The following is a 5,998-nucleotide window of genomic DNA, read 5'->3' on the forward strand; positions in this document are numbered from 1 at the left end:
GGTAGCTTGCTCCCGCTGGGCTGCGAAGCGGCCCTCGCTTTTTTGCGATTGCTGCGCAATCGAACGGGAGCAAGCTCCCTCGCCACGGGTTAATCGCTGTCCGTTAGTTCACGGTCAGTTTTCCAGGGTCGGAACCTTGCGCGGCGCCATGAAGTACATCCAGATCAGCGCAATGAAATACATCGCCGGAATCAGGGTGAACAGGACCGTGTAGTTGTTATGGGTGACCGTCAGGATATGCCCCACCAACTGGGTCATGAACATCCCGCCGATCGCCGCGCACATGCCGCCGAAGCCGAACACCGTGCTCATCATGTGCTTGGGCGTGTAGTCCATCACCAGGCTCCAGATATTCGCCGTCCAGGCCTGGTGCGCGCCGATGGCCAGGGAGATGGCAAACACCGCCACCCACAGGCTGCTGGAGCCGGCGGCCATGATCACGCCGACGATGCAGCAGGCGAACAGCAGCATGGAGAGCAGTCGCGCCTTGATCGGATTGACCCCGCGACCGATCAGGAACGAGGACAGGATCCCGCCGCCGACGCTGCCGAAGTCGGCGGTCAGATAGATGATGATCAGCGGGATGCCCATCTGGGTCACGTTGATGCCCAGGTTGTATTGCTGGTTGAGAAACGGCGGCAGCCAGTAGAGGTAGAACCAGAACACCGGCGCGGTAATCGAGTAGGCCAGGGCGAAGGCCCAGGTGCCGCGCATGCGCAGGATACGGGAAAACGGTACGCGAACCTGGTCCGGTTCTTCCTGGGCCTGGATGTAGTCCAGTTCCGACTGTTTGACGCTGGGGTGATCTTCCGGGTTGAAGTATTTCAGGCCCCAGAACAGCAACCAGATCCCGCCCAGCGCGGCCATGCACAGGAACGCGGCCTGCCAGCCCCATACGTGCAGGATCAGCGGCAGCAGCATCGGCGTGAACATGGCGCCAACGTTGGTGCCGGCGTTGAAGATACCGGTGGCCACGGCCCGTTCGCCGGCCGGGAACCACAGCCGCGTGGTCTTGACGCAGGCCGGGTAATTGGCGGCTTCGGTCAGGCCGAGGATGAAGCGGCAGACCATGAAACCCACCGCCGAAGTGGCCAGGCCATGGGCGCCGGTTGCCAGGCTCCACAGCAGCACGGCGCAGAAGAACACACGCTTGACGCCGATCCGGTCGATCAGGCGACCTTGCAGCAGGAAGCCGACCGCATAACCGACCTGGAACCAGAAGTTGATATTGGCGTAGTCCATCGCCGTCCAGCTCATCTCCTTGGCCAGGATCGGCTGCATGACCCCCAGGGCGGCGCGGTCGATGTAGTTCAGGGTGGTGGCGAAAAACACCAGGGCAAGCATGCCCCAACGGGTCTTGCCCACGGCCATGGCGCCACGGATCTTGTCGCCGATGCCGTCTTGGGCGGCGCTCAGGCCGGGGGCCAGGCGGGAACTCTGGGAAGGAATCATAAGGTGCACCCGTTCTTGAAATTCTTATGGTGTGGTCTGGGTCTGCATTGAGGCTCGCGCCGCAACCCGGCGTCAATGTGGGGCCGATGGTGCGCAGTGGACAAAAAATCGTCAATTCGCTGATCGGGCATTGTGTTCGATAATCGCCCAAAAAACTAACCGGATGGTACATATTAAATTGCCCAAAAAAACCGACCGCTCAATAATCGGCTGACTCTTTCAAAAGCGGCGCACCTTGTGTAGCCGATGCCTGTCCCGGGAGCCGAAGTCATGCAGCGTTCCATTGCCACTGTTTCCTTGAGCGGTACCCTGCCGGAAAAACTCGAAGCGATTGCCGCCGCTGGTTTCGACGGCGTGGAAATTTTCGAGAACGACCTCCTGTATTACGACGGCAGCCCTCGGGAAATCAGGCAGATGTGCGCCGACCTGGGTATCGCCATCACCTTGTTCCAGCCCTTTCGGGACTTCGAAGGTTGCCGCCGGGAGCGCCTGGCGCGCAACCTGGAGCGCGCCGAGCGCAAATTCGACCTGATGCAGGAACTGGGCACCGATCTGGTGCTGGTGTGCAGCAATGCCTCGGCCGACAGCGTCGGCGATGAACAGATCCTGATTGATGACCTCAGGCTGCTGGCCGAGCGTGCCGGTGCGCGGGGCCTGCGCATCGGTTATGAAGCGCTGGCCTGGGGCCGCCACGTGAATACTTATCAACAAGTCTGGAATATCGTGCGCCAGGCCGATCACCCCAGCCTGGGCGTGCTGCTCGACAGCTTTCACACGTTGTCCCTCAAGGGCGACCCGAGCGCCATCGCCGAGATCCCCGGGGAAAAGATTTTTTTCGTGCAGATGGCCGATGCGCCGATCCTGGCGATGGACGTCCTGGAGTGGAGCCGGCATTTCCGCTGTTTTCCGGGCCAGGGTGAATTCGACCTGCCGGGTTTCCTCGCGCCGATCATCCAGAGCGGTTACACCGGGCCGCTGTCGCTGGAGATCTTCAACGACGGGTTTCGCGCCGCTCCGCCCAGGGCCAACGCCGCCGACGGTTTGCGTTCGCTGCTGTACCTGGAAGAAAAAACCCGAGAGCGCCTGGCCGCGCAAGCGCCTGCCCAGAACAGCGATATCCTCTTCGCGACAGCGCCGGCCAGCGAATACAACGGCGTTGAATTCCTGGAGTTCGCCGTGGATGACAACCTCGGCGCCAAGCTCTGCCACTGGCTGGAGCGGCTGGGGTTCGTCAAGGCCGGCCAGCATCGCTCCAAGAACGTCAGCCTGTTGCGCCAGGGCGATATCAACCTGATCCTCAATTGCGAGCCGTATTCCTTCGCCCACAGCTTTTTTGAAGCCCATGGCCCATCGTTGTGCGCCACCGCCGTGCGGGTCAAAGACAGCGCCAGCGCCCTCAAGCGGGCGGTGGCCTACAAGGGCCAGCCTTATCGCGGCCTGGTCGGGCCGAACGAGCTGGAGCTGGCCGCGGTGCGGGCGCCGGATGGCAGCCTGATCTACCTGGTGGACCAGGACGCCGATGTCTATGGCACCGATTTCAACTTGCAACCTGGTGCGGTCATCGGCGCCGGGCTCAAGCGCATCGACCACATGGCGATGGCGCTGCCGGCTGACAGCCTCGACAGTTGGGTGCTGTTCTACAAGAGCCTGCTGGATTTCGAAGCGGACGATGAAGTGGTGTTGCCCGACCCCTATGGCCTGGTGAAAAGCCGTGCGTTGCGCAGCCGCTGCAGTTCGATTCGTTTGCCGCTGAACATTTCCGAGAACCGCAACACCGCGATCTCACACGCGCTGTCGAGTTATCGCGGCTCCGGCGTGCACCATATCGCCTTTGACTGCGACGATATCTTCGCCCAGGTCAGCCGTGCCAAGGAGGCCGGGGTGCCGTTGCTTGACATCCCGCTCAACTACTACGACGACCTGGCGGCGCGTTTCGATTTCGACGATGAGTTTCTCAGCGAGCTGGCCTATTTCAACGTGTTGTACGACCGTGACGCTCAGGGCGGCGAGTTGTTTCACGTCTATACCGAACCGTTCGAAGGGCGATTTTTCTTTGAAATCATCCAGCGCAAGAACGGTTATGCCGGCTACGGCGCGGCCAACGTCGCGGTGCGGCTGGCGGCCATGGCCAAGTCTCGTAGCGGTGGCTTGCGGCACGCCAAGTTGTAGGGAAATCGTAAGCGCGGCGGTAAAGGGCAACGCCGTGGCTTCCTTCACTGTGCGGTGCGGCCCATAATCGCCAACCTGTGCAGTGATGGCCGTGAGCCCGTAATGACTATGAATCCAGAGCTTCCCGCAGCCCTCGACGAACCTGTCGCCGCGCCGCGCAAGAGTCGCAAGAACAACCCGGAAAAGACCCGGGAAAACATTCTTCAGGAAGCCATCGTCGAGTTCGTCCAGCAGGGCCTGGCCGGCGCGCGGGTCGACGCCATCGCCGAGCGCATCCACACCTCCAAGCGGATGATCTATTACTACTTCGGCAGCAAGGAGCAGCTGTACGTCGAGGTGCTGGAAAAACTCTACGGCGATATCCGCACCACCGAAAGCCGCCTGCACCTGGCCGAGCTGGCGCCGGTCGACGCGATCCGGAGGCTGGTGGAATTCACCTTCGACCACCATGACCGCAACGTGGACTTCGTGCGTATCGTCTGCATCGAAAACATCCACAACGCCGAATACGTGAAACAGTCCGGCGCGATCAAGGCGATGACCAACACCATTCTCGATTCCCTTGGCGTGATATTGCGCCGAGGCGCCGAGGAGGGCGTGTTTCGCGCCGGCCTCGAGCCGCTGGATGTGCATCTGCTGATCAGTTCGTTCTGCTTCTACCGGGTGTCCAACCGCCAGACGTTCGGTGAGATCTTCCAGATTGATCTGTCGGACGAAGCGGTCAAGCAGCGCCATCGGCAAATGGTCTGTGAATCGGTGTTGCGGTACTTGCAGGCCTGACACCGAACCTACCTTGTGGGAGCGAGCCTGCTCGCGAATGCGGTGTGCCAGTCACAAATTCGCCTACTGAAACAACGCATTCGCGAGCAGGCTCGCTCCCACAGGAGGAATTTTCACTCGGCTTTAATTATCCATGCGCTGAAAATGCGCCAGCATCCGTCCCGCATCGGGCGCCACGCCGCTGAACAGTTCGAACGCCTTCACCGCCTGGAATACCGCCATGGTGCCGCCATCCAGCGTGCGGCAGCCGAGGGCGCGGGCGTTGCGCAGCAGTTCGGTTTCCAACGGGAAATAGACGATTTCCGCGACCCACAGATCGCCTCGCAACAGCTCCACCGGTACCGGCATGCCCGGCAGTTTCGCCATGCCCATCGGCGTGGTGTTCACCAGGCCGTCGGCCTCGGCCATGGCGGTGGGCAGGTCACGCCCGGCGCGAGCACGGCCGGCGCCGAACTGTTGGTTCAGGTTATTCGCCAGCGCCTCGGCACGGCTGGTCTCGACATCAAAGATGCTCAGCGTCTCCACCCCTTCGGCCAATAACGCGTGGGCGACGGCAGCCCCGGCGCCCCCAGCGCCCATCTGGACGACATGCCGACGGGTCACATCGCCCAGGCCTCGCCGAAAGCCTTCGGCGAAGCCGAGGCAGTCGGTGTTGTGGCCGATGCGTTTGCCGTTCTTGAGCACCACGGTATTCACCGCACCGATACCGCGCGCTTCGGGCGACAACTCGTCCAGCAGCGGGATGACCGCCTGCTTGCAAGGAAACGTGATGTTCAGGCCGGTAAAACTCATACGCTCGGCAGCCACCAGCAAATCGGCCAGCGCGCCGCTGTCGAGTTTCAGCGCATCCAGATCAATCAGCCGATACAGGTAACGCATGCCTTGGGCGTCGCCTTCGTGTTCGTGGAGCGCCGGCGTGCGAGAGGCCTGGATGCCCGCGCCGATCAGGCCGGCCAGTACAGTGACGTTGGACATACTCATCAACCCTTCAACCGCTGACTGAAATGTTCCAGGGCCAGGCGATAGCCATGGCTGCCGAACCCGCACATCACGCCGATGGCGACTGACGAGACAAAGGAGTGGTGACGAAAGGTTTCGCGGGCGTGGACGTTGGACAGGTGGACTTCGATCACCGGGACTTCACTGGCCACCAGCGCGTCGCGGATGGCAACCGAAGTATGAGTCCAGGCCGCCGGGTTGATGATGATCCCGGCACACCGGCCACGGGCGCCGTGGATCCAGTCAAGCAATTCGCCTTCCTGGTTGGTCTGGCGGAACTCCACGGCCAGGCCGAACTCCTCGGCGGCGCGGCCACACAGCGCGGAAATATCAGCCAGGGTTTCGTGGCCATAGGTGGCCGGCTCGCGGGTGCCGAGCAGGTTCAGGTTCGGGCCGTTGAGCACCAGAACGATCGGAGGCATCGCAATTTCTCCACATTTTTATTGTTGGTGTGGGCTGTGTTACAGCCTCTGGAGATAAATTGTACTAGATGGTTAATTTGGTCAAACAAAGCCGCGTTCGAGGGCCAATAAGTGTTCGATGATCGAACACGGGTTTATCAGGGAAGGCAGCTGTGGGGGGGGGGGGGGGGGGGGGG

5 protein-coding genes are annotated in these 5,998 nt (G+C 61.6%); 2 read left to right on the forward strand and 3 right to left on the reverse strand.

Annotated features, from left to right (window positions below):
* Positions 1–114: 114 nt before the first annotated feature.
* Entirely contained in the window at positions 115–1,452 is a 1,338-nt protein-coding gene (locus ACE04F_RS19170) for an MFS transporter (RefSeq protein ID WP_486109130.1), read from the reverse strand.
* 270 nt (positions 1,453–1,722) lie between these two features.
* Between ACE04F_RS19170 and quiC the strand changes: the two genes are divergently transcribed.
* Together quiC and ACE04F_RS19180 are read left to right on the forward strand one after the other, a co-directional pair.
* Positions 1,723–3,621, forward strand: a complete 1,899-nt coding sequence (gene quiC / locus ACE04F_RS19175) for a 3-dehydroshikimate dehydratase QuiC (RefSeq protein ID WP_486109132.1) — start codon at positions 1,723–1,725, stop codon at positions 3,619–3,621.
* A gap of 102 nt (positions 3,622–3,723) precedes the next feature.
* Positions 3,724–4,401, forward strand: a complete 678-nt coding sequence (locus tag ACE04F_RS19180) for a TetR/AcrR family transcriptional regulator (RefSeq protein ID WP_486109134.1) — start codon at positions 3,724–3,726, stop codon at positions 4,399–4,401.
* Between the two features lie 123 nt (positions 4,402–4,524).
* Here ACE04F_RS19180 and ACE04F_RS19185 read toward each other — a convergent pair whose 3' ends face one another.
* Positions 4,525–5,376, reverse strand: coding sequence for a shikimate dehydrogenase (locus ACE04F_RS19185; RefSeq protein ID WP_486109136.1), 852 nt, complete (start codon positions 5,374–5,376; stop codon positions 4,525–4,527).
* 5 nt (positions 5,377–5,381) lie between these two features.
* Positions 5,382–5,822 carry a type II 3-dehydroquinate dehydratase gene (gene aroQ / locus ACE04F_RS19190; RefSeq protein ID WP_305498655.1) on the reverse strand — a complete coding sequence of 147 codons (441 nt, stop codon included), beginning with the start codon at positions 5,820–5,822 and terminating at the stop codon, positions 5,382–5,384.
* Positions 5,823–5,998: the final 176 nt, after the last annotated feature.

Source organism: Pseudomonas sp. AGC41 (assembly GCF_057334555.1).

Coding starts and splice junctions, on each gene's coding strand:
- quiC (WP_486109132.1), top strand. CDS start 1,723: ATGCAGCGTTCCATTGCCACTGTTTCCTTGAGCGGTACCCTGCCGGAA.
- aroQ (WP_305498655.1), bottom strand. CDS start 5,822: ATGCCTCCGATCGTTCTGGTGCTCAACGGCCCGAACCTGAACCTGCTC.
- ACE04F_RS19170 (WP_486109130.1), bottom strand. CDS start 1,452: ATGATTCCTTCCCAGAGTTCCCGCCTGGCCCCCGGCCTGAGCGCCGCC.
- ACE04F_RS19185 (WP_486109136.1), bottom strand. CDS start 5,376: ATGTCCAACGTCACTGTACTGGCCGGCCTGATCGGCGCGGGCATCCAG.
- ACE04F_RS19180 (WP_486109134.1), top strand. CDS start 3,724: ATGACTATGAATCCAGAGCTTCCCGCAGCCCTCGACGAACCTGTCGCC.